Raw genomic sequence first — 20772 nt, forward strand, 5'->3', positions numbered from 1 at the left:
GGACGCGGAGATCGCCAGGATTGCTTCGCTTCGCTCGCAATGACGGGGGGGCGGGAAGACGGAAAGGCGTTAATCGCCAAATCTTTACCGACTGCGACGTAAAACCGGCCCGACGCGCGTAGCAGAGGGATTCGTGGATGAGGGCGGCGCCTGCCTTGCCGATCGTGGCCGAGCCGTGCGCCCGCGCGCCCGCGGTTGACGGCTTCGTTGTGCGCGAATGCATCGTCCGTACCGTGCCCGAAGAGCTTGCGGCCGAATGGCAGGCGCTTGCCGAGGTGGCGGCAGAGCCCAATTGCTTCGCCGAGCCGTGGTTCGTCGCAGCCGGACTACGCAATCTAGCCGAGAGCGAGATCCGCCTAGTCGAGGTGCGGGAAGCGGGGCGGCTGATCGGAGTGCTGCCGCTATGCGCGGCGCGGGACTACGGCCGGATGCGCGTCGCCCATGTCGAGAACTGGCAGCATTATCACGATTTCCTCGGCACCCCGCTCATCCGGGGCGGGGCCGAGCAGGCCTTCTGGTCGGCAATCCTCGCGCATCTCGACGGCGCCGACTGGGCGCCGGCCTTCTTCCATATGAGCGGCCTCGTCGAGGACGGGCCGGTCCATCGCGGCCTAGAAGCGGCGGCGCGGGCGCTGGGACGCGGCTGCCCGCTCGTCCACCGCACGGTCCGCGCCGAGCTTGCCAGCAGCCTTTCGCCCGCGGCTTATTATGAAAGCCATGTCCGAAAAAAGAAGCGCAAGGAGCTGAAAAGGCTGCAGAACCGACTTTCCGAACTGGGTGCGGTTTCGGCCAGGAGCCTTGGCGGCGGGGAAGATGTCGGGGACTGGATCGACCAGTTTCTCGCGCTCGAAAGGGCCGGCTGGAAAGGCGAGGCCGGGTCGGCGCTGGGCTGTACGCCCGCCACCGAGGCCTTCTTCCGCGAAGCCGTGACCGGAGCGGCCGCTGCAGGCCGGCTCGATTTCCTCCGCCTCGACCTCGACGGGCGGCCGATCGCGATGCTCGTCAACTTCCTGACCCCGCCCGGCGCCTTCTCGTTCAAAATCGCCTTCGACGAGGCCTTCGCCCGCTTCTCGCCCGGCGTGCTGATCCAGCTCGAGAATCTGCGCGTGCTTGCGCGCGGCGACATCGCCTGGATGGACAGCTGCGCGGCCGAGCATCACCCGATGATCGACAGCCTGTGGGGCGAGCGGCGCTCGGTCGTGCGCGCCACAATCCGCCTCGCCGGCATCCGGCGGGGTCTCATTTATTATGGCTGCCGGGCGCTCGAGCTTGCGTCGGCGGCGCGGTGGGCCGCGCTGAAGGCGCTCGCCACCGTGATGGCCCTGGAGGAAGTCGCGTGACGCCATTTGCAGAGCCCGCGCTGGACGTCCTGCGCGCCGCCTATCCCGAACGGCCGACACTGGTGCGCCACGAATTGTGCGACCACCCGCTGCTCGGCCTCGAGGCCTTGATTGCGCTGGCCCAGCGGATGCGGCCGGTCGACGTCGAATATAATCGCGCGGACCTGCCGGTCGGCGTGGACCCCGCGGAAACGCCGTCCAACGGCCTGTCGATCACCGACACGATCCGGTCGATCGAGGAGAATGGATCGTGGATGGTGCTGAAGTTCGTCGAGCAGGACCCGCTGTACCGCGCCCTGCTCGCCGACACGCTCGCCGGCCTCGCGCCGGTGGTCGACCCGGCGACGGGGGCGATGCTGAAGCAGGAAGGCTTCATCTTCATCTCGTCGCCGCACGCGGTGACGCCGTTCCATTTCGATCCGGAGCACAACATCCTGCTCCAGATAAGGGGCGAGAAGGTGATGCATGTCTTCCCGGCCGGCGACGAGGCGGTGGCGCCCGCGCCCCTGCACGAGAAATTCCACGCCGGCGGCCACCGCAACCTTCCCTGGAGCGACGAATTCGCCGCCAAGGAAACGCCGTTCCGGCTGACGCCGGGGGACGGGCTGTATGTCCCGGTCAAGGCGCCGCATTGGGTCAAGAACGGCGCCCGGACGTCGATCTCCTTCTCGATCACCTGGCGTTCGGAATGGAGCTTCCACGAGGAATATGCCCATGGCTGCAACCGGCTGCTGCGGTCGATGGGGTTGAACCCCGCCGCCCCGCGCCGCTATCCTGACGGAAATCGGTGGAAATCGACCGCCTATCGCGCCCTTCGCCGGGCCGAAAGAGCGGTGAGGGGCGAGCGACATTGAAGCATGAAGTCCAGCAGCCGCGGCTCAGCGTCGCCATGGCCGTCTATAACAATGCGCCGTTCCTCGCCGAGGCGATCGAGAGCATCCTTGCGCAGACGATCGGCGATTTCGAGTTCCTGATCGTCAACGACGGATCGACCGACGGCTCGGGCGCGATCATCGATGGATACGCCGCGCGCGATCCGCGCATCCGCGCCATCCACCAGCCCAATCGCGGCCTCGTCGCCAGCCTCAACCACATGGTCGAGGAGGCGCGCGCGCCGCTGATCGCGCGCATGGACGGCGACGACATCTCGCTGCCGACCCGGTTGGAGCGCCAGCTCGCCTTCCTGGACGCCAATCCGGATTACGGGGTCGTCGGCACCAGCACCCACGATATCGACGAGCAGGGGCGGCTCTCCCCAAACGTCGATTTCCACCCACTCGACCATGACGCCTTCCTGGCCGCGCTCGAGACCGGGCCGTGGCTGTGCCACCCGTCGGTGATCATGCGCCGCGACGTGGTGCGGGCGGCGGGCGGCTATCGCGCGGCCTTCCGCCATTGCGAGGATTACGATCTCTGGCTGCGCCTGTCGGAGACGACCAAGCTGTGCACGCTCCCCGACCGGCTGTTCCACTATCGCCGCTCGCCCACCCAGGTGAGCAGCGCCCATGTCCTCGAGCAATTGACCGGGGCCGCGATCGCCTATGCCGCGCATTGCGAGCGCGAAGCCGGCCGGCCCGACCCGACCGAGGGCCTGGAACGGCTGCCGCCGATCGACCGGCTGGATGCTGTGTTCGGCCGCGGAGGCGTGTCGCGCGAGGTCCGCGCCAAGGTTGCGCCCAACATCGTCTGGTCCGCGGGAGCGCTGCGCGGCGACGGCTTCCCGTTGCTGCTCGCCCATATCGAGGAAGGCGGCGACCGCGCCGGCCTGTGGCGGACGGCGCTGCGCCTCGTGAAGCTGGGCGAGCCCGGACGGGCGGCGCGGCTCGCTCTCGCCCTCGCGGCCGCCTGAACGGCGCTGCCGGGCGGCCGTCGCAATTCTTCCGGACGGCGGTTATAGCTGGGGCCCAGAGAGGGCCGACACGGCTCCGGGACCTGGGGAATGCTGTGACCGAGGATAAGGGGCCTGGCATAATGCCCGCGCTTTACGGCGCGATGAGCCCCCGGCTGCGGCGGCGGCTGGGGCTGGCCCTCGCTTTGATGCTCGGCGGCGCGCTGGCCGAGCTGGTCACGATCGGGGCCGTGCTGCCCTTCCTCGCCCTGCTCGCCGATCCGGGGCGGGCAGGGGAGATACCGGGCTTCGGCCCGTTGCTGCGCGGACGCGCGCCCGCGGACCTGCTCGTGCCGGCGACGATGCTGTTCGTCGGCGCGGCCCTGGTCGCCGCCGCGGCCCGGATCGCGATCCTGCGCGTGACCCAGGGTTTCGTGCTGGCGCTGGGGCACGAGGTGGGAACGGCGATCTTCGGCCGGATGCTGCGCCAGCCCTACAGCCTCTATGTCAGCCGCAATTCGAGCGAGCTCGTCGCCAGCGTCGAGAAGGTGCAATTGCTGATCTCGATGGTGCTGATGCCGCTGATGCAGGGCATCACCGCCACGATCATCGCGGTCGCGATCCTGTCCCTGCTGGTGGCGATCGATCCCGGGACTGCCGCGGCCGCGGCGGCGATGGTGGCGCTCCTCTATATGCTGATCAGCCTCGCCACGCGGCGGCTGCTGCGGCGCAATTCGGGGGTCGTCGCGGACATGGCGACGGCGCGGATCAAGGCGGTGCAGGAGGGGCTGGCCGGCATCCGCGACATATTGCTCGAACAGTCGCAGCCCGTGTTCGAGGCGCACTATCGCGCGGTCGATGCCGCCTACCGCCGCGCCCAGGCGACCCAGATCTTCGTCAGCACGGCGCCGCGCTTCGTAGTCGAGGCGGCCGGGATCATCCTCGTCGCCTTGGTGGCGCTCTACATGAGCGGCCGGCCGGGCGGGATCGTCGCCGCCATCCCCGTGCTCGGCGCGCTGGCGCTGGGCGCGCAGCGGTTGCTGCCCTTGGTCCAGAACGCCTATTTCGGCTGGGCCCAGCTCAGCGGCAACGTGCAGGTGCTGCGCGACGTGGCCGAGCTGCTGCAGGCGCCGGTCGTCGCCGCGAGCGGCCGCATCCCGCGCGGCGAAGTCGTGCCGTTCCAGGCCGAGATCGTGTTCGATCACGTCGGCTTCCGCTATCCGGGCCGCGGCGCGACTTTGCACGACGTCAGCCTCGTCATCCGCAAGGGCGCGCGCATCGGCATCGTCGGCCGAACCGGCAGCGGCAAGAGCAGCTTCCTCGATTTGCTGATGGGGCTGCTCGAGCCGAGCGACGGCGAGATCAGGGTGGACGGACGGAGGCTGGAGGGCGCCGCGCGCGACCATTGGCAGGCGCAGATCGCACACGTCCCGCAGATCATCCATCTCGCTGACAGCTCGATCGCGGCCAATATCGCATTCGGCGAGGCGGCCGGAGATATCGACCTCGATCGCGTGCGCGACGCCGCGCGCCGGGCCGAGCTGGACGATTTCATCTCAGAGCTACCCGAGGGCTACGACACATTGGTCGGCGAGCGGGGCGTGCGCCTGTCGGGCGGGCAGCGCCAGCGCGTCGCGCTCGCGCGCGCGCTCTATAAGGCGGCCACGGTGCTGATCCTGGACGAGGCTACGACCGCGCTCGACCCGCAGACCGAGAAGGCCGTGATCGACGGCATCAGCGGGCTCGGGCTGGAAATGACCCTGCTGATCGTGGCGCATCGCCTGTCGGCGCTGACGGTGTGCGACGTCATCGTCCGCTTCGAGGACGGCAGGATCGCCGAGGTGACGAGCTACGACGAGGCTGCGCGCGCCGCGTCCGCGGCCTGATCCCGTCCGCTCGGCGAATTCTCGCTCAGGCGACCGGCGCGGGCTCGGGCCGGCCGCGACGGCCGCGGACGGCCATGCTGTTCAAGGTCCGCTCCCAGGCGGCGATCTCTTCCGGCGTCAGGCCGTAGCGTTCCTGCGCTTCCCCGGCCGTGATCCGGCCCTCGCGCAATGCCCGCACCGCCTCCGCTTTCTCGGCCCCGTTCCACACCGGAACGGAGACCTGGTCCCGGTCGGTCCATGCAGGTCCGCCGGAGATGGGAGCCGAAGCACCCTTGGTCGTCATCGTCATGTCTTTCACTCGCCTCGTCGGGTCCCAGTTTTGCCCCCCGCATTGGCTGTCCAAGGCTTCGGCCGGCTCTGGTTAACAAAAGGTAAAGAAGCCCCGCCAAAGCGACGAGGCGAGGGCGGGCAGCGCCAGTTGCGTTTCCGTAATGAGATGCGGAGCCCTGCGCCCGGGAGGGCGCAGGGGGGAAGCTAGCTAGAGCGGAGGTTCAGGCGGGTTCCATCATCCCGGGAGTGGGCGCGCCGGCATTCTGGCGCGTGCCGCGATCGGCAGGAGGCTGCCGGTCGGGCTGGTAGAAGACGATGATCTCGCGCAGATATTCGCCGCTGAACTCGGGCTCGTCGCTGGCCTTGAAGCGCGGCGCCGCCTCGAGCTCCTCGCGGGTCAGCGCCAGCACGTAGCCGCCGAGCGTTTCCTCATAGGTGAGGACGTCCCACGGCAGCGGGAACAGGCTGCGGCCGAAGCCCATATGGCCGCCGAACGAGAGCACGGCATAAGCGACGCGGCCGCTATATTTGTCGACCATGAAGCTCTCGATCCGGCCGAGCCGCTCGCCGGCGGGGTTCACGACCGGCGTGCCTTCGACCTTCTTCGACGAAATGAGCCGCACGGTCTCGTCGGTGTGGAGCGCGAGCGGCGCCCTGTCCCTGCCGCCGCTGCGGGCGCGGACCGCTCCCACGATCGCGGCTCCGGCGGCGACTGCGCCGAGAGCGGCGCCGGCACCGAGGGCGACCAGACGCCAATCCGGAGTCTCCTGGTCGAGGTGCCTTATCTTGGCCTGTTCATATTCTTCGCCCAGTGTTTGGGCGCGGGCCTCGTCGATCGTCGCGCGCGACAGATTCTCGAGCCCGTCATGCTGCTTGCACGTTTCCTCGAAGCGCAAGGCGAGCGCGTTGAAATCCTCGATCCAGTCGGCGGTCTTGTCGGTGCGGTCGAGCGCGCGCAGCTCCTGCCGCAGCGCCTTATGCTCGGCGGCGAGGCCGGCGACGGTCGCCGCCGTCGCGGGGTCGCGGCGAAACAGCGGGAAGATCACTTCCTCGACGACGGCGAGGTGACGCCGCACTTCATGGTCGTAATTGGCGAACTGGTTGTGGCGCCGCGGCTGGTCGCCGTGGCTCTGCATGATGTCGGCCGCGGCGGCGTGGATGACGATATGGTCTCGATCGAGACGCTCCCAGATATTCATGTGTCGCTCCTGATGCGGCCTTGATGCGGCTTCGCCTCACCAACGGTGCGCATCCCCGCGCGTTCCCGATAAGCGGCTGGGCTGCGGCGGGTTGCCGGCCGGGCAAGCTCTAACGTGGATCAGGACCAGAGTTCGGCCCGGTAGCGCTCGAAGCAGCGCTGGCCGCAGCGCAGCCGGATCAGCGCGCCCTCGGCGATCGCGGAGGCGCGGCGCGGATCCTCGGTGACGAGCGGGCGCAGCGCCTCGCGATTCCAGTCCTCGCTATGCTTGACGTCGAGCACCGCGTGCAGGTCGAAATAGCGCCGCTCGCGGTCCGAGAAGCCCAAACGGCGCAGGCCCTTGGCGGTGGCGGCCGAGCGGCCCGGGGCGGTCAGCTCGATGACGCCGAGCGCGCCGACCGAATGCCAGGCATAGCGCCGGGTGGTCGCCATCGCCGTCATGGCGTTGGCGAGCGCGAGACTTTCCCAGACCGTGTCGTCGATCTGCGGATCGAGCGCGAGCGTCTCGACGAGAACGTCAAGCATCGGGCCGTGCATGCCCTTGGGATTGCCGCGGCCCATCTCGTCCCAGTAATTGCGCGCCAGTTCGAGCTTGGCCGTCGCCGGCAGCTTGACCTGGGTGAAAGCGACGAGGTCGTCGAACCCGGCCTCCCCGGCCGCTTCCTGGCGCAGGAACCAGCGCAGCTCGTCGAGCGAGGCCTCCTCGGCCAGCCACGGGAAGAGCGGATCGCCCTGGCCCGGGCCGTTCTCCTGCAGCGCCTCGAACCAGGCGATGAAGCCTTCGACGTCGGTGGGCGCCGCCGCGGCCTCCTCGGCGATCTCGGCGCGCAGGCTTTCCATGAAGCCGCCCTCGAGGCGCAGCATGCGCGTGTCGCGGTCGAGAATCTTCTGCCAGTCGTCGCCGGGGAATTGCGGCGCCAGCCGCTCGTGGTTCCAGTGGGAGAGGCCGCGCTGGAAGCTGTCGGTGAGGAATTGCCCGGCCGGCGCATCCGCCGGTCGCCATAAAGCCTTGGTTGCCATAGAAAATTTCTCGCGATTGGTTGCCTGTTAAACAAGCGGCGGCGCGTGCGGTTCCGACGACAGCCCGAGTCAAGCTGTATTGTCGCGCTAAATCACCTATGGTAAAGGGGGCGCGGGGGAGGAGTCCGTGCCCCTTCAAGCCGAGATCTGCCGATGAACGCTGCCGGACGCGCGGTTGCCACGACATCGCCGGCATATTATGGGCCACGTCCGCCGCTCTTGGAGTCGTTGATGCTGACAGCCAATTTGCGAATGCCCGGCTTGCCCCTGCCCATATTGGGCCGGAAGCATTGGGCCCCGGCTTGCCTGTTGGCGGTGATGCTTGGCCTTTACTTGGTCGCCGGCTTGAGCGTCCTCGGCGTGCGGGCACCGGACGGCCGCGCCGTTGCGCGCGTGGCGCCGAACCTTCCCGCCGCGGTGCGCGCCGCGCCGCCGAAGCCCGAGCCGCTCGCCTTTCGCGACATCGCGCCGCAGGACGCAGTCGCGCTCAACGCCGCGGTCCCGCTCTCGACCGCGCCCAATCCCGCAGCGCGCCCGTTCAAGCTGGTCGGGATTGCCGAAGCCGACCGTGCGCGCGCGATCGAATGCCTGACCGCCGCCGTCTATTACGAAGCGGCGATCGAGCCGCTCGACGGCCAGCGCGCGGTCGCGCAGGTGGTGCTGAACCGCGTGCGCCACCCGGCCTATCCCAACAGCGTCTGCGGCGTCGTGTATGAAGGCGCGCAGCGGACCACCGGCTGCCAGTTCACCTTCACCTGCGACGGCTCGCTGGCGCGCACGCCGGTGCCCTCTTTGTGGCAGCGCGCCCGCGCGATCGCCGAGGCGGCGCTGGCCGGCCGGGTCTATGCGCCGGTCGGATGGGCGACTCACTACCACACCAATTGGGTCGTTCCCTATTGGAGCTCGAGCCTGGTCAAGGCCGCCAATGTCGGCACCCACATCTTCTACCGCTGGACCGGCGGCTGGGGCACCGGCCCGGCCTTCCGCACCCGCCACGCCGGCATCGAACCCGACGTCAGGCGCCTCGGCCGCCTGGATGCGCAGGCGGCGACGCTGGCCGCCGGGACGGTGACCGAGGAGGACCTCGCCGCCGCGACCGCGAACGGCGCTTCGGCCGCGAGCATCGACAGCTTCCAGCGCGCCGTTCTGCGCCGCTATGAGCCGGCGAACAGGGAAGGCGTCGCCAAGGTGCTGGCGGCCCAGACCCGAACCGGCGACGCGGTCCCGGCCGTGCACCGCTGGGCGCTGACCGGCGACGGCACCGACGATAAGCAGAAGCCGCTCGGCAAGGCGGCCGAGGCGGCGCCCGCGCCGCCGGCCTGCCTCCAGGGCGTGACCCGCAAGACCGAGAGCGGCGCGGCGACGGTGACCTGCTGACCTGCTGACCTGCTGACTCCGGGGCCACTCGGCCGGCGCCGGTGGGGCTTTTACGGGATCGACGGGGCGCGGCGCGGAAAATAGGGATTCCGCTACCCCCCATTATCTCCGAGAACGCCCGTGTCCGCTCCGTTGGTTCATATTGTCGATGACGACGCCCAGGTGCGGGCCTCGACCAGCTTCCTGCTGCGGGGCCGCGGCTATGCGACCGAAATCTATGCGAGCGGCGAGGAGTTTCTCGACCAGGCGGATCTCAATCGCGGCTGCGTCCTGCTCGACCTGCGCATGCCGGGGATGAACGGCTTCGAGGTCCAGCGCGCGCTCGTCCAGCGCGGGGCCGAGCTTCCCGTGATCATGCTGAGCGGCCATGGCGACATCAAGATCGCGGTCGAGGCGATGAAGCTCGGCGCCAGCGATTTCCTGGAAAAGCCCTATGGCGAGAACGAATTGATCGACGCGCTGGCGCGGGGCTGGGAAACGTCCGCCTACAAGGCGGACCACCGGGCCGGCCGCGCCGCCGCAATCGCGCGGATCGAGACCTTGTCGGCACGCGAGCGCGAAGTGCTGCAGGGACTCGTCGCCGGCCATCCCAACAAGGGCATCGCTCGCCTGCTCGGGCTGAGCGTCCGCACGGTCGAGATGCACCGCGCGCGGATGCTTGCCTCGCTCGGCGCCGGCAGCCTTGCCGAGGCGGTGCGCATCGCGATTGCCGCCGATCTCCCGCCGCTCGAATAGCGAGCGGGAGCGACCCCTCTGGGTCAGGCGGCGGGCGTGCTGCTTTCCAGCGCGCCGCCGCCGAGCGCGACGTACAGCGCCACCAGATTCTGGAGCTCGTTGCGGCGCAGCTGGATCAACGCCTGCTCGGCGGTGAACAGGTTGCGCTCGGCGTCCAGCACTTCGAGATAATTGGCGACGCCCTCGCGGTAACGGATGCGGGCAAGGCGCGCGATCTGGCGCTGCGCTTCGGTCGCGCGCATCTGCGCAGCAACTTGGTCGGCCAGCCAGCGCCGCCCGGCGAGCGCGTCGGCAACCTCGCGGAAAGCCTGCTGCACGGTCGATTCATAGGACGCGACGGCGATATCCTCGCGCGCCACGGCCACGCTCAGATTGCCCTTGCGGCGGCCCCAATCGAAGATCGGCAGGCTGATGCTCGGGCCGAAGCTCCAGCTGAAGCCGTCGCTGCCGACCAGATTGCCGAGGTCGGTCGAGGCGAAGCCGAGATTCCCGGTGAGCGAGATCGACGGGAAGAAGGCGGCGCGCGCGGCGCCGATATTGGCGCGGGCGGCGCGCAGCCTCTCCTCGGCGGCGAGGATGTCGGGGCGGACCACCAGCAAATCGGACGGGAGGCCGGCCGCGATCGTGATGCCGCTCTTCTGCTCGGCGAGCGGCAGCGGGGCGGGGAGGTCGGTCGGAACCGGGCCGCCGGTCAGCACGGCGAGGAAATTGTCGCTCTGCGCCCTGGCGAGGCGGAGCCCGGCCAGTTCGGTCTCGGCCTGGGTCAGCAACGACTCGGCCTGGCGGGAATCGAGCGCGGACGTGACGCCGGCGTCGAGCCGCAACCGGGCGATGCGCAGGCCCTCGAGGCGGCTGCGCACGGTCGCCTCGGCAAGCGCGATCCGCTCGTCGGCCTCGCGTGAGGCGAAATAGGCCGAGGCGACGTCGCGGATCAGGGCGAGGCGAAAGGCGCGCTGCGCCTCGACTGTCGCCAGATATTGCGAGCGCGCGGCCTCGGAGAGGTTGCGCACGCGACCCCAGAAATCGAGCTCGAAGCCGGTGACTCCGACGCCGACCGAATAGCGATCGTCGGTCGACGAGGAGGCGCCGGGAATGCCGGTGACGGCGCCGGGGGTGCGCGCGACGCTGGCGTCGCCGCTCGCGCCGAGCGTCGGCAGGCGGTCGGCGGCCTGGATGCGGTAGAGGCCGCGCGCTTCCTCGATCTGCGCGACGGCGATGGCGAGGTCGCGGTTGCGGACCAGGGCCGTCGCCACGAGCTGCTCGAGCCGCCGGTCGGCGAAGAAATCGCGCCAGCCGATCTCGACTGCGCGCTGGCCGAGGGCGACGTCGCCGGCATAGCCGGGGAAGTCGCTCGCGGTCGGCAGGTCCGGCCGCTGGTGCGGCGGCGCGAGCTGGCAGCCGCCGAGCAGAGCGGCGAGGGTGAGGGCGAAGACCTTACGCATGGGTGGGCTCCGGGCCGTCGGGGGTCCGCGCCTCACCGGGGGCGGGCGGGCGCCTCCGGGTCAGCCAGCGGCGCACCGACAGGTAGAAAACGGGGATGAAGAAGATGCCGAGCAGGGTCGCGGCGAGCATGCCGCCGACGACGCCGGTGCCGACCGCGATGCGGCTGGCGGCGCCGGCCCCGTTGGCGGTGAACAAGGGAATCATGCCGCCGATGAAGGCCAGCGACGTCATGATGATCGGACGAAGCCTGAGCTTCACCGCCTCCAGCGTCGCCGCCAGCGGAGTCTTGCCCTCGGCTTCCTGCTCGATCGCGAACTCGACGATCAGGATCGCGTTCTTGGCGGCGAGGCCGATGATCGTGATCAGGCCGACGTTGAAATAGACGTCCGCCGAAAGGCCGCGCATCATCGTGAACAGGATCGATCCGAGCACGCCGAGCGGCACCACGAGCAGCACCGCGACCGGGATCGCCCAGCTCTCGTACAGAGCGGCGAGCAGCAGGAAGACGACCAGGAAGGACAGGCCGAGCAGGAGGCCGATCTGGCCGCCCGACTGCTTCTCCTCGAAGGAGATGCCGGTCCATTCATAGGCGAAGCCCTCGGGCAGCTGGGTCGCGAGCCGTTCCATCTCCGCCATCGCCTCGCCGGTCGAATGGCCGGGCGCGGCCATGCCGGAGATGGTGGTGGCGGGATAGCCGTTGTAGCGCTGGAGCTGCTGCGGGCCCGACGTCCACTCGACCTGCGTGAAGGAGCCGAACGGCACCATCTCGCCCGCCGCATTGCGGACCTTGAGCGCGAGCACGTCCTCCGGCGTCATGCGATAAGGGGCATCGGCCTGGAGCAGGACGCGCAGGACGCGGCCGTCGCGGGTGAAGTCGTTGGCGTAGGCGCTGCCGAAGGTGATCGCGAGCGTGCCGTTGACGTCGCCGATCGACAGGCCGAGCGCACGCGCCTTGATCCGGTCGATCACCACCTTGAGCTGCGGCGCATCCTCCTGCGCCTCGGGGCGGACCCCGACGAGCAGGGGACTCTGGCTGGCCGCGCCGAGCATCTGGTTGCGGGCGGCGAGCAAGGCCGCCGTGCCGTTGCCGCCGACATCCTCCAGCTTGAAGGTGAAGCCGCTGGCGGTGCCGAGCTCCTGAATGGCGGGCGGATTGAGCGCGAAGACCATGGCGCTCTTGATCTGGCTGAAGGCGCCCATCGCCTTGCCGACCAAAGTCATCGAGCTGTTCTCCTCGCCCGGGCGCTCGTCCCAGGGCTTCAGCGTGCTGAAGGCAATGGCGTTGGCCTGGCCCTGGCCGAAGAAGCTGAATCCGCGCACGACGACGAGATTCTCGACGATGTCCTGCTCGCGGTAGAAGGCCTTGACCGCGGTGATGGCTTCTTCGGTGCGCTCGCGGGTCGCGCCCGGCGGGGCCTGGATCGCGGTGATGACCGTGCCCTGGTCCTCGGCCGGCAGGAAGCCGCCCGGGAGACGCGAGAAGAGGAACAACGTCACCACCAGCATCGCGGCGAAAACGCCGAGCCAGCGCAAAGGCGCGCCGAGCATCCGGCCGACGCCGCTCTGGTAGCGCAGGGTCGTGCGCTCGAACCAGCTGTTGAAGCCGGCGAAGAAGCGGCCGGTGCGGCGCGTGAACCAATTTTCCTTGCGCTGGTCCGCGGGGACGTGCGGCTTCAGGAAGGTGGCGCACAGGGCCGGCGTCAGCGTCAGCGCGAGCAGAGCAGAGAAGCCGATCGAGACGATCAGCGTCACCGAGAATTGCTGGTAGATGGCGCCGGTCGAACCCGGGAAGAAGGCCATCGGCACGAACACCGCCATCAGCACCAGGGTGATGCCGACGATCGCCGAAGTGATCTGGCCCATCGCCTTCACGGTCGCCTGATAGGGAGGCAAACCCTCCTCGGCCATGATGCGCTCGACATTCTCGATGACGACGATGGCGTCGTCGACGAGGATGCCGATCGCCAGCACCATCGCGAACAGCGACAGCACGTTGATCGAGAAACCGAACAGCCACAGGCCGAGGCAGGCACCGGCGAGCGCGATCGGCACGACGATGGTGGGAATGAGGGTGGCGCGCCAGTTCTGCAGGAACAGGAACATGACGAGGAAGACGAGCGCCATCGCCTCGAGCAGGGTCTTCACGACCTCGGTGATCGAAGCTTCGATGAACGGCGTGGTGTCGTAGGGGACGGTCCAGGCGATGTCTTCGGGGAAGGACTGGGCGAGCTCGGCCATCCGCGTGCGGACGCCTTCGGCAGTGGCGAGCGCGTTGGCGCCGGTCACCATCTGGATGGCGACGCCGGCCACCGGCTTCCCGTTCAATTCGGAATCGAACAGATAGGTCTGCGCGCCGAGCTCGACGCGCGCGACGTCGCCCAGCGTGACGGCCGAACCGTCGGGATTGGCGCGCAGGATGATGTCAGCGAACTGCTCGGGCGTGGTGAAGCGGCTCTGCGTCAACACCGTGGCGTTGAGCTCGGTGCCGCCGGCCATCGGCAGGTCGCCGATCTGGCCGCCGGGGCTCTGGCTGTTCTGTTCGCGCACGGCGGCCAAGGCTTCGGCCGCGGACAGGCGGTAATTGGCGAGCTTTTGCGGATCGAGCCAGATGCGCATCGCATAAGGCGAGGCGAAGACCTGGACGTTGCCGACGCCCTCGACGCGCCGCAGCTCATCGACGATGCGGGCATTGGCGAAGTTGCCGAGTTCGAGCGCGCCGGTCTGGCCGGACTTGGAGCCCATCGCGACCAGCATCAGGAAGCCCGCATTGGCCTCCCGCACCGGGATGCCCTGGCGCCGCACTTCCTCTGGCAGGCGCTGCTCGACCAGCGTCAGCCGGTTCTGCACGTCCATCTGCGCCTTGTCGATGTCGGTTCCGGTCTTGAAGGTGACCGTGATGCTCGCCGAGCCGTTCGAGTTGCTCGTCGAGGACATGTAGAGCAGGCCCTCGACGCCGTTCAGCTCCTGCTCGATCACCTGGGTGACGTTCTGCTCGAGCGTCGCCGCGTCGGCGCCGGGATAGGTGGCGTTGATGGTGAGCGAGGGCGGCGCGACCGACGGATATTGCTCGATCGGCAGCGCGCGCAAAGTCAGCACGCCCGCGAGGGTGATGCACAAGGCGACCACCCAGGCGAAGATCGGCCGGTCGATGAAGAAACGGGGGCTCATGGACTGTCCTTAGCGCTTGGCGGCGGGCTGCGGCTTGGCCGCGGCGGCCCCGGCGATGCGCACCGGCTGGCCCGGCTGGACCTTCTGCAGGCCGCTGACGATCACCTTGTCGCCGGGCTTGAGCCCGCCGAGCACGACCCAGTTGCTGCCCTCGAGCGAACCGAGGCGGACGGGACGGGCCTCGACGATATTCTTGGCGCCGACGACCATGACGGTGCCGCCCTGCGGCGCGACCTGGACTGCGCGCTGCGGGACCATGATGCCTTCCTTGACGCCGGCGAGGACGCGGGCGCGGACGAACTGGCCGGGCAGGAGCAGACGGCCGGGATTGGGGAATTCGGCGCGCAGGGCGGCGGTGCCGGTGGCCTCGTCGATCGAGAGGTCGAGGAAGTCGATATGGCCGGCGATGCCGTAGCTGCTGCCGTCTTCGAGCTGGAGCTGGACCGCGATCCGCTCGAGCGACGGCGCGTTGAGGCGGCCGGCGGTGAGGTCGCGGCGCAACGCGAGCAGGTCGGAGCTCGACTGCGAGAAATTGACATAGATCGGATTGATCTGCTCGATCGTCGTCAGCAGCGTGCCGGCGGCGGCGCTGACGAGCGCGCCCTCGGTCACCTGGGCGCGGCCGGCGCGGCCCGAAATGGGGGCGCGGACCGTGGTGTAGCCGAGGCTGAGCTGCGCGCTTTCGACCTGGGCCTGGGCCTGGGCGACATCGGCCTGGGCCGAGCGCAGCCGCGCCACGGCGGCGTCATATTCCTGCTTGCTGATCGCCTGGTCGGCGAGCAGCGGGCGATAGCGGTTGACGTCCTGCTGGGCGTTTGCGGCGTTGGCGCGGGCACGGGCGAGGCTCGCCTGGACCGCGCCGAGGCTGGCGCGCAACTCGCGCGGGTCGATCGCGAACAGGCCCTGGCCGGCGCCGACATCGGTGCCTTCCTCGTAGAGCCGGCGCTGGACGATGCCGTCGACGCGGGCGCGGACCTCGGCGGTGCGGACCGCCTGGACGCGGCCGGGCAGCTCGACGACGTTGGGCACCTGCTGCGAGCGTACCGTGATCACCTCGACCTCGGGCGGGGGCGGCGCGGGCGGCGCCTCCTGGGAACAACCGGCGAGGGCGAGCACCATGGCGGCGGCAAGCGAGGCGGCGCGGGAGAAACCCGGCTTGGACATAGATCGATCCTGCATATGATTCGCGACGGTGGGATACATCCCCAGCTTGCCGTGGCCGGTAGTGTAAGCTAGATTACACGTCAACCGGGGATTGGCTGTGAAAGTGAGTGAATGAGTAAAATTCCTGCGTGCCCCCGTCCCTCGCGCGCCGTGCTTGGTCGAGAAGATCGCTGCCAGGCCATGCTCGATGCGGCCGAGGAGCTTTTCCTCGAGCAAGGGTTCGAACGTACCACTTTGAGCGCGGTGGTGGCGCGGTCCGGCGGTTCGCTGGCGACGCTCTACGCGGAGTTCGGGAACAAGCAGCAATTGCTGCGGGCGGTCGTCGCGCGCGGGCGAGAGGAAGGAATCGGCGACCTGCTCGACTTCGGCGATGGCGGCGAGTCGCCGCGCGAGCAACTCCGGATCGCCGCCCAGCGATTCCACGCCTTCCTGATGACGCCCAAGACCCTGGCGTTCGCCCGGATGGTGATCGCGCACAGCCTCGCGCATCCCGGCTTCGGCCTCGCCTTCCATAACGACGTCCGCGTCCGGCTGGTCGAACGTCTCGCCGCCGTCTTCACGCGCTGGACCGAGGAGGGGCGCGCGCGCATCCCCGATCCGGTTCCTGCCGCCGAACTCTATTTCTCCAGCGTGCTGTGCGACGCGCCCGTGAAGGCGATGATGGGCGTGCCGCCCGAACCCACCGACCCCGCCGTGCTCAACCGCCGCCTGCAGCCCTTTTTCGAGCATTTCCAGATCCAGGATTAACGCGCCGCGCCGGAATTTCCGGTCCGATCTTGGGCGGTTAGAACGCTGACCAGTTCTTTAGTCCAATTGGGTCGGACTGGTTGACAAGCCCGGCGCGCCTGCTAGCTGATAGGCCAGCTCAGCGGGCCGCAGAAGTCCGTAAGCGGATTTCAGGAGAGGCGTGTGCGCACCAGCGTAATCTTATTATCATTTCTCGCGGTGACGCAGGCAGCGCCCGCGATCAGCGCCGAATATCTCGTGCGCGACCAGGCCGCCTATCGCGCCGCCGCCAAGGCCGCGAAGCCCGGCGACGAGATCGTCCTTGCCGATGGCGAGTGGCGCGATTTCCAGATCCTGTTCGAGGGAATCGGCGAGCCGCTGAAGCCGATCGTGCTGCGCGCCCAGACCAAGGGCGGCGTCGTCCTCTCGGGCAATTCGAACTTGCGCCTGTCCGGCCGGCACCTGCTGGTCAGCGGGCTCGTTTTCCGCGACGGCCACGCCCTCTCGGACGAAGTGATCACCTTCCGCCGCGACAGCCGCCGCGTCGCGAGCAACTCGCGCATCACCGAAGTGGTGGTCGACCGCTTCAACAAGCCGGATCGGCGCGCCGAGGATATCTGGGTCGCCATCTACGGCGAGGACAATAGGGTCGATCACTCGCATTTCGAGGGCAAGACCAATGCCGGCGTGACGCTGGCGGTGATCCGCCCCAAGGGGCAGCCGCAGGCCAACCGCCACCGCATCGACCACAATTATTTCGGCCCGCGCCCCAATCTCGGCTCGAACGGCGGCGAGACGATCCGCATCGGCACCAGCGAGGAATCGCTGACCGATTCCAGTACGATCGTCGAGAACAACTATTTCGAGCATACCGACGGCGAGGTGGAGATCGTCTCCAGCAAGTCCGGCGGCAACATCTTCCGCGGCAACGTCTTCTACGAGTCGCAGGGCGCCTTGGTCCTGCGCCACGGCAGCGGCAATCTGGTCGAGGGCAATTTCTTCTTCGGCAATTCCAAGCCGCACACCGGCGGCGTCCGCGTCGTCAACCCGCGCCAGACGGTGCGCGACAATTATCTGGAACGCCTGTCCGGCACCGGCTTCACCAGCGCGATCACCGTCATGAACGGCGTGCCCAATTCGGTGATCAACCGCTACCATCAGGTGGTCGGCGCGGTCATCGAGAACAACACGATCATCGAGCCGGCGCGGATCACGCTGGCGGCGGGCGCGGACGCCGAGCGGTCGGCGCCGCCGAAGGATACGGTGTTCCGGCGCAACCTCATCGTCGCCTCGTCGGGCTCCGATCCCTTCCGTGCCGAAGGCGACATTGCCGGCATCAGCTTCTCGGGCAACGTGCAGACGCCGGTGGCCAAGCCGCTCCTCGCCAACGGCTTCCAGCGGCGTGCCGTCACTTTGTCGCGCAACGCCGACGGCCTGCTCGTTCCCGAGGGCGGCGTCGCTGCCGGCATGACCGGCCGGCGCGTCCCGGTGAAGCGCGAAGCGACGGGCGCGGCCTGGTATCCCAAGCGGGCGCAGACCGTCACCGCATTCGGCAGCGGTTCGATCGAGACCATCGGGCCGGACGCCGCTCTTGCCGCAGCGGTCGCGCGTGCGCCCGACGGCGGCGTGGTGCGGCTCGCGGGCGGCACCTATCGCGTCGATGCCCCGATCATCGTGGAGCGCACGCTGACGATCGCCGGGGCCTCGGCCGCCGACAAGCCGGTCATCACCTTCTCGGCACCGACGCTCTTCCAGATCGAGGATGGCGGCCGGATCGAGCTCGCCAATCTCATCCTCTCCGGCGCCGCCGCCCCGGCCGCGCCGGGCAATGCCGTGCTCCGCACCAGCGCGCGATCGATGCCCACCAATTATGCGGTGCTGATCGACGGCACCGAGGTGCGCGATCTTTCCGCCCCTGCCTTCGACGTGATCGCAACGACCCCCGACACGCTCGCCGACCGGATTGCGATCTTCGCGAGCACGTTCGATGGCGTCTCGGGAAGCGTGGTTGCGGCGCGCTCCGAAACGAAGGGGAAGGGCCACTACAACGCGGAATATCTGGATATCTCCAACTCCGAATTCCGCAACGTGGGCAAAGTGGCCGAGGTGTTGCGCGGCGGGACCGACGAGAGCACGTTCGGGCCCCACGTCACGCTCGCCAATTCGCTGGTCGAGAATTCGGGCCGCGGGACGCAGGCGTCGCTGCACCTTTCGGGGGTGCAGCATGCCGCGATCGTCGGCAACCGCTTCGTCGGCAGCGGCCCCGTCCGCGTCGTGCACAGCGTCGGCGCGCCCGAGACCGCGATCGTCGACAACCGCTTCGACGGCACGGCAATGCCGGTCGTCGAGGAGCTTCATTACAAAGGCCCTGAGCGCGCGATGCTGAGCGGCAACATCGCGGGAGCCGTGCAGTGATCCAGAAACCGCGCCGCCCAGCGCTCGCAATCGCTTTCCTTCTCGCCGCGACGGCACCCGCCGCTTACGCGGCCGTGCCCGTATCGGCCCCGGTGCTGACGAGCCCGTCCGGTTTCGCGCTGATGCAGGCCGAGAAGGATCGCCATCCCCTGTTCGCACAGGAGGTCGAGCGCGTCCGCAAGGCGGTCGATGCGGCGATGCGCGCAGGCATCAACGTGCCGGTTCCCAAGGATCCCGGCGGTGGGCTCACCCACGAGCAGCACAAGCGCAACTACAAGGCGATCAACGGCGCCGGTATGCTCTACCGGATCACCGGCGAGGCGGCCTATCGCGATTATGCGCGCGACATGCTGCTCGCTTATGCCGCTTTGTACCCCAAGCTCGGCAGGCATCCGGCGGCCGCCAACCAGGTGCCCGGTCGCCTGTTCTGGCAGAGCCTCAACGACAGCGTGTGGCTGGTGAACGCGGTGCAGGGCTACGACGCCATCCGCGGCGACCTCGACGCGCGCGACCGCAAGGCGATCGACGACAAGGTCTTCCGGCGCATGGCGCACTTCCTCTCGGCGGAATCGCCGGAGGTGTTCAACCGCATCCACAATCACGCGACCTGGGCCAATGCCGGCGTCGGCATGACCGGCTACGTGATCGGCGACCGCGACCTGGTCGAGAAAGCGCTGCTCGGCCTCGACAAGAGCGGCAAGGGCGGCTTCCTCCGCCAGCTCGACCTGCTCTTCTCCCCGGACGGCTATTATGCCGAAGGGCCTTATTACCAGCGCTACGCGCTGATGCCGTTCGTGATCTTCGCGCAGGCGGTCCAGGCCAACGAGCCGGAGCGCAAGATATTCGACTATCGCGACGGCATCGTGCTGAAGGCGGTGCGGGCGGCGATCCAGCTCACCTATGACGGCTACTTCTTCCCGCTGAACGACGCGATGCCGGACAAGAGCCTTCGCACCGAAGAGCTCTACCAGGCCGTCGCCATCGCTTACGGGCAGACCCGCGACCCGAGCTTCCTGTCGATCGCGGCGGGGCAGGGCCAGACGATCCTCTCGCCCGAGGGCCTCGCCGTCGCGCGCGACCTCGAAGCGGGGCTGGTCAAGCCGTTCCCGTTCGCTTCGGCCCTGTTCCGCGACGGGCCGAACGGCGACGATGGCGCGGTCGCCGTGCTGCGCTCGGGCGGCGGCGCGACCGACCAGGCTCTGGTAGCGAAGAACAGCGCCCAGGGCATGGGCCACGGCCATTTCGATAAATTGTCGTGGCTGTTCTACGACAACGGCAATCCGATCGTCACCGATTACGGCGCGGCGCGCTTCCTCAACATCGAGGCCAAGGACGGCGGCCGCTACCTGCCCGAGAACGAGAGCTGGGCGAAGCAGACGATCGCCCACAACACGGTGGTGGTCGACGAGACTAGCCATTTCGGCGGCAAGCTCAAGGAAGCCGAGAAGCTCGCGCCCAAGCAGCTCTATTTCGGTGAAGTCGAAGGCCTGCAGGCCAGCACCGCAGAAATCGATGGTGCCTATCCCGGTGTGAAGCTCCGCCGCACGCTCGCCCAGGTGCGGCTCGCGGACGGCGGCGCGCCGGTCGTGCTCGACCTGGTCCGCGCCGAAGGCAAGGGTCCGGCCCAGTTCGACCTTCCCCTCCATTTCTCCGGCCACGTCATCGAGGTCGGCTTCCCGCTGAAGTCGAATACGGCGGAGCGCCCGGTGCTCGGCAAGAAGGCCGGATACCAGCATCTCTGGGTGGACGCGGTCGGCACGCCCGACGCGTCTAACGGCTTCGTCACCTGGATCAACGACGGTCGCTTTTACACCTACCGGATGCTGCCGTCGGCGGGCAGCGAGGTGATCATCGCCGAGAGCGGCGCCAACGATCCCCGCTTCAACCTGCGCCGCGAGCCCGTGCTCATCCAGCGCGCGAAGGGCGCCGACGCGACCTTCGTCAGCCTGCTCGAGCCGCACGGCGCCTATGACGCCTCGGCCGAGACCACGGTCGGCAGCCGCACCGGCATCGCCACGCTTCGTCGGCATCGCATCGGCGCGGCCGAACTGATCGAGATCGCGCTCAAGAGCGGGCGCACGGTCGTGGTCGCGATCGCGGACGATGTCGCGGCGGCAACGACTCACGAGGCCGTGCTGGGCGGCAAAACCTACCGCTGGACCGGCCATCTGGCGCGCTTCGAAGGCGGACGCTCATGAACAG

General features: G+C 68.7%; 15 protein-coding genes. 9 read left to right on the plus strand and 6 right to left on the minus strand.

From position 1 onward, the window contains the following. The first annotated feature begins 137 nt into the window (after nucleotides 1-137). From SH591_RS14875 to SH591_RS14890, 4 genes are all read left to right on the plus strand, one after another. Entirely contained in the window at nucleotides 138-1340 is a 1203-nt protein-coding gene (locus tag SH591_RS14875) for a GNAT family N-acetyltransferase (RefSeq protein ID WP_324749759.1), read from the plus strand. Further along, on the plus strand, nucleotides 1337-2194 hold the full coding sequence (locus SH591_RS14880) for a cupin-like domain-containing protein (protein WP_324749760.1): 858 nt from the start codon (nucleotides 1337-1339) through the stop codon (nucleotides 2192-2194). The genes SH591_RS14875 and SH591_RS14880 overlap by 4 nt, the downstream gene beginning before the upstream one ends. After that, nucleotides 2191-3189 carry a glycosyltransferase family 2 protein gene (locus tag SH591_RS14885; protein WP_324749761.1) on the plus strand — a complete coding sequence of 333 codons (999 nt, stop codon included), beginning with the start codon at nucleotides 2191-2193 and terminating at the stop codon, nucleotides 3187-3189. The genes SH591_RS14880 and SH591_RS14885 overlap by 4 nt, the downstream gene beginning before the upstream one ends. 122 nt (nucleotides 3190-3311) lie before the next feature. Continuing rightward, entirely contained in the window at nucleotides 3312-5054 is a 1743-nt protein-coding gene (locus SH591_RS14890; protein WP_324749762.1) for an ABC transporter ATP-binding protein, read from the plus strand. 25 nt (nucleotides 5055-5079) lie between these two features. On the opposite strand, the gene SH591_RS14895 is transcribed toward SH591_RS14890, so the two are convergent. The 3 genes from SH591_RS14895 to SH591_RS14905 form a co-directional block, all read right to left on the minus strand. Beyond that, nucleotides 5080-5337, minus strand: coding sequence for a DUF1153 domain-containing protein (locus tag SH591_RS14895; protein ID WP_324749763.1), 258 nt, complete (start codon nucleotides 5335-5337; stop codon nucleotides 5080-5082). 208 nt (nucleotides 5338-5545) lie between these two features. Then, nucleotides 5546-6523: a PRC-barrel domain-containing protein gene (locus SH591_RS14900; RefSeq protein ID WP_324749765.1), complete on the minus strand. Its 978-nt coding sequence runs from the start codon at nucleotides 6521-6523 to the stop codon at nucleotides 5546-5548. Between the two features lie 119 nt (nucleotides 6524-6642). Beyond that, on the minus strand, nucleotides 6643-7542 hold the full coding sequence (locus tag SH591_RS14905) for an iron-containing redox enzyme family protein (protein WP_322830014.1): 900 nt from the start codon (nucleotides 7540-7542) through the stop codon (nucleotides 6643-6645). A gap of 318 nt (nucleotides 7543-7860) precedes the next feature. On the opposite strand from SH591_RS14905, the gene SH591_RS14910 reads away from it, so the two are divergent. Next, nucleotides 7861-8919 carry a cell wall hydrolase gene (locus SH591_RS14910; RefSeq protein ID WP_324749766.1) on the plus strand — a complete coding sequence of 353 codons (1059 nt, stop codon included), beginning with the start codon at nucleotides 7861-7863 and terminating at the stop codon, nucleotides 8917-8919. A 132-nt stretch (nucleotides 8920-9051) separates the two neighbouring features. Then, nucleotides 9052-9654, plus strand: a complete 603-nt coding sequence (locus SH591_RS14915) for a response regulator transcription factor (RefSeq protein ID WP_324749767.1) — start codon at nucleotides 9052-9054, stop codon at nucleotides 9652-9654. 23 nt (nucleotides 9655-9677) lie between these two features. Here the strand turns inward: SH591_RS14915 and SH591_RS14920 are convergent, their stop codons facing one another. The 3 genes from SH591_RS14920 to SH591_RS14930 are packed head-to-tail and all read right to left on the minus strand — an operon-like array spanning nucleotide 9678 to nucleotide 15429. Beyond that, nucleotides 9678-11096, minus strand: a complete 1419-nt coding sequence (locus SH591_RS14920) for an efflux transporter outer membrane subunit (protein WP_324749768.1) — start codon at nucleotides 11094-11096, stop codon at nucleotides 9678-9680. Continuing rightward, on the minus strand, nucleotides 11089-14265 hold the full coding sequence (locus SH591_RS14925) for a multidrug efflux RND transporter permease subunit (protein ID WP_324749769.1): 3177 nt from the start codon (nucleotides 14263-14265) through the stop codon (nucleotides 11089-11091). The genes SH591_RS14920 and SH591_RS14925 overlap by 8 nt, the downstream gene beginning before the upstream one ends. Nucleotides 14266-14274: 9 nt before the next feature. Further along, on the minus strand, nucleotides 14275-15429 hold the full coding sequence (locus SH591_RS14930; RefSeq protein WP_324749770.1) for an efflux RND transporter periplasmic adaptor subunit: 1155 nt from the start codon (nucleotides 15427-15429) through the stop codon (nucleotides 14275-14277). Between the two features lie 180 nt (nucleotides 15430-15609). On the opposite strand from SH591_RS14930, the gene SH591_RS14935 reads away from it, so the two are divergent. The 3 genes from SH591_RS14935 (at nucleotide 15610) to SH591_RS14945 (ending at nucleotide 20768) form a co-directional block, all read left to right on the plus strand. Then, a complete protein-coding gene (locus SH591_RS14935; RefSeq protein WP_322830020.1) occupies nucleotides 15610-16176 on the plus strand; it encodes a TetR/AcrR family transcriptional regulator in 567 nt (188 codons plus the stop codon). Nucleotides 16177-16374: 198 nt separating this feature from the next. Beyond that, nucleotides 16375-18570: a polysaccharide lyase 6 family protein gene (locus tag SH591_RS14940; RefSeq protein ID WP_324749771.1), complete on the plus strand. Its 2196-nt coding sequence runs from the start codon at nucleotides 16375-16377 to the stop codon at nucleotides 18568-18570. After that, a complete protein-coding gene (locus SH591_RS14945) occupies nucleotides 18567-20768 on the plus strand; it encodes an alginate lyase family protein (RefSeq protein WP_324749772.1) in 2202 nt (733 codons plus the stop codon). Before SH591_RS14940 ends, SH591_RS14945 begins: the two co-directional genes overlap by 4 nt. The last annotated feature ends 4 nt before the right edge of the window (nucleotides 20769-20772 follow it).

Source organism: Sphingomonas sp. LY54, from assembly GCF_035594035.1.
Taxonomy (GTDB): Bacteria; Pseudomonadota; Alphaproteobacteria; order Sphingomonadales; family Sphingomonadaceae; genus Allosphingosinicella.

Excerpts from the sequence above, each read along its gene's own strand:
- SH591_RS14875 (WP_324749759.1), top strand. The coding sequence starts at position 138 with ATGAGGGCGGCGCCTGCCTTGCCGATCGTGGCCGAGCCGTGCGCCCGC.
- SH591_RS14890 (WP_324749762.1), top strand. The coding sequence starts at position 3,312 with ATGCCCGCGCTTTACGGCGCGATGAGCCCCCGGCTGCGGCGGCGGCTG.
- SH591_RS14895 (WP_324749763.1), bottom strand. The coding sequence starts at position 5,337 with ATGACGACCAAGGGTGCTTCGGCTCCCATCTCCGGCGGACCTGCATGG.
- SH591_RS14900 (WP_324749765.1), bottom strand. The coding sequence starts at position 6,523 with ATGAATATCTGGGAGCGTCTCGATCGAGACCATATCGTCATCCACGCC.
- SH591_RS14905 (WP_322830014.1), bottom strand. The coding sequence starts at position 7,542 with ATGGCAACCAAGGCTTTATGGCGACCGGCGGATGCGCCGGCCGGGCAA.
- SH591_RS14910 (WP_324749766.1), top strand. The coding sequence starts at position 7,861 with ATGCTTGGCCTTTACTTGGTCGCCGGCTTGAGCGTCCTCGGCGTGCGG.
- SH591_RS14920 (WP_324749768.1), bottom strand. The coding sequence starts at position 11,096 with ATGCGTAAGGTCTTCGCCCTCACCCTCGCCGCTCTGCTCGGCGGCTGC.
- SH591_RS14925 (WP_324749769.1), bottom strand. The coding sequence starts at position 14,265 with ATGAGCCCCCGTTTCTTCATCGACCGGCCGATCTTCGCCTGGGTGGTC.
- SH591_RS14930 (WP_324749770.1), bottom strand. The coding sequence starts at position 15,429 with ATGTCCAAGCCGGGTTTCTCCCGCGCCGCCTCGCTTGCCGCCGCCATG.
- SH591_RS14935 (WP_322830020.1), top strand. The coding sequence starts at position 15,610 with ATGCTCGATGCGGCCGAGGAGCTTTTCCTCGAGCAAGGGTTCGAACGT.